General features: G+C 51.2%; 2 protein-coding genes. One reads left to right on the top strand and one right to left on the bottom strand.

What is annotated here, in order from left to right; all coding sequences use genetic code 11:
* The coding region (locus Q7U71_09045) for a hypothetical protein (protein MDO9391901.1) at positions 1-661 on the top strand (661 nt) is incomplete at its 5' end.
* Between the two features lie 77 nt (positions 662-738).
* Here Q7U71_09045 and ltrA read toward each other — a convergent pair.
* Positions 739-2,079 (bottom strand): group II intron reverse transcriptase/maturase, encoded by a 1,341-nt coding sequence (gene ltrA / locus Q7U71_09040; GenBank protein MDO9391900.1) that lies wholly within the window; start codon positions 2,077-2,079, stop codon positions 739-741.
* Positions 2,080-2,566 lie beyond the last annotated feature (487 nt).

The raw sequence follows: 2,566 nt of genomic DNA, 5'->3' as shown, positions 1-2,566 counted from the left end.
AACTGTGGTATTGCCAGTTGGAGAAGAACTTGATTTTAATCAGCGAGGCCCCAAGAGTGTGCTTGCTGCCTTTGAAAGCCATACGATTTCAGGAATACCATTTTATCAATCAGTAGAATCAAAATTTCCAAAAAACGAGAGACCGATTGGGGCAGGATTAGGATATAGCAAGTTTATTTCATTCAACAAAGAGTCAAACAATCTTAACGGCGCAATTTTTGTTGTAACAACTAGAAACTTAAGTAAAGACCAGCAACACTACGGACTATATCATAATACACCAGTAGAAGGTATTGACAGCATTCTTGATAAGGTAATCCAAGAAGCTAATGAACAAAAAATAGAATCTATTTCAGTTCCTCTTCTTGGAACTGGCTATGCAAATATTGCTGTGACACATAATAATAAATTGCTTAAAGCAAAATTGGATAAAATTGTCGCCCTTATCAGTATGCAAAAATTTGAAGAAGCACTAAAAAATAAAACTTCAAAACTAAAGCGGGCAATAATCGTAGTGTATTCAAACAATCATTACAGTGCGGAAGAAGCTGCTATATGGAAAGACATAGTTAAATTTGCAGCTAAAAGCAAAGAAGAACAAATTACTGATATAAAGAATGAAATTAAACAGTTTCAAGAGGCTGCTGAACAAAGTTCATAATCGGGTAGCCGGGGGTTTTTCTCCCCCAGCCCCCACACCACCCGGCATGCGGGTCCGCACCGGGCGGTTCGATAGAATTACCGGGCCGTAGCCGGGTAATGAAGCTTCACCCACAGTTCTTTGACAGATAGTAGACCTAGATCCTTCAACCATTGGTTAGTCATACCGTGCTGAGCCGCCAGCCTGCGGGACATAGCCCACGGGCCGCCGCGATTCAACCCTGCTCTGATGGAGGTGCCAAGTTGCACACCCATACTCAGCAGGTTCCGAATCTTGGTGCGGCACCAGCGCCACTGTTTCCAGTAGCACAGCCGTATTCTGCGCCGTATCCAGCCGTCTATTTCCGGGATTTCACGGTAATACTCCGAGATGCCGAAGTACCCCATCCAGCCACGGAGATATTGGGCCAGCTTAAACAACCGGTACTTCATGGAGACCCGCCAGCTTCTTCCGGTGTACTGCTTGACGCGGCGTCTGAATTCCCGGTATGCCTTGTCAGACCAGATGATACGGGTTCCGCTGAAGATGAAACCAAGAAAGTCGATGCGGGATGTTCTTGCTACCGAGCTTTTGGTTTCATTGACCGTAAGCTTGAGTTTGTGCGTCAGGAAGGTTTTCATGCCCTCCATTACCCGGTCACCGGCACGCTGGCTTTTGACCAGTATGACGAAGTCGTCAGCGTAGCGGACGAACTTGTGACCGCGTGTCTCAAGCTCTTTGTCCAGTGTGTCGAGCAGGATGTTGGCTAAAAGCGGTGAGAGCGGCCCACCCTGGGGAACACCCAGGCGGGTCTTTTCCAGACGCCCGTTCACCTTCACCCCGGCTCGCAGGTACTTGCCGATCAGGGCTAACACCCGCTTGTCGTGGACTTTTCTGCCCACCAAATGCATGAGCAGGTCGTGATTGACCGTGTCGAAGAACTTGGCAAGGTCGATATCCACGGCAATACGGTAGCCCTGCCGGATGTACTCCCGAACCTGCCGAACAGCGTCTTTCGCTGAACGACGGGGACGGAAACCGAAACTTGATTCCGAGAAGTCCGGATCGAAGATCGGTGTCAACACTTGGGCAATGGACTGTTGGGTCAGCCGGTCGAGCACGGTTGGTATCCCCAGTGGACGGGTTCCGCCCGTTGCTTTGGGAATCTCCACCCGTTTCACCGGCAAGGGAAGGTAGCTGCCTGTCATCAGCGATTCGCGGATTGTTTTCCAGTGAGTACGGGTATGGTCGGGGAATTGTTCGATGGTAATGCCATCGACGCCGGGTGCGCCTTTGTTGGCCCGTACCCGTTTCCACGCTTGCTCCATGTTCGCACTGGACAGTATCCGCTCCAGTAGGTGTTGCTCCGGGTTTGGCTGGTCAATGACGCGCTCCATGGGCATTCCCCCGGTCGGGTTCTCTATGTCATGAAAGCTCATTGGGGCTCCTCCCCATTCTTCGTTCGGCCCTTCGGCGGGGTAAGTCTTCCCGGCTAACCGGGCTTGTTTCCAGCCGTCCAATCGCATGGGGACGGCGTCCGACGCCTACTATGGCTTCTGCTGACTTCTGCCCGATACCCGGCATGTTGCCATGCAGAGCGCAGCCCCAAACATCTGGGACGGCAATTCGGACAGATCTCCCCGGATAAGAACGTGAACTGTCGCTACACAACCGCAGCATTTACCATTTCTCCTGAATCCGTGGAACTTCGTCATGTTGTGCTGACTTGTCCGGATGATGGCCTTATATGCTGTTTCTGTTCGTCAGCTCATAGCTTTGCGCTCCGGCTTCCTCCAGACCCCTCCTCGCGGAGACGCCCTTGCCTTCGGCTAGTACTTCGTTTACCCTGTCTCGCGACAGTGACTGGATTCTCGTACAGGGGACTTGCACCCCATAAGTTCACGCCCATGACGGGCGTACACCAGG

The sequence above is a fragment of the bacterium genome (assembly GCA_030655055.1).
GTDB lineage: Bacteria > Edwardsbacteria > AC1 > AC1 > EtOH8 > UBA5202.
Note: the sequence above shows the minus strand (reverse complement) of the source record. Positions and strands in the feature narration are given on the sequence as shown.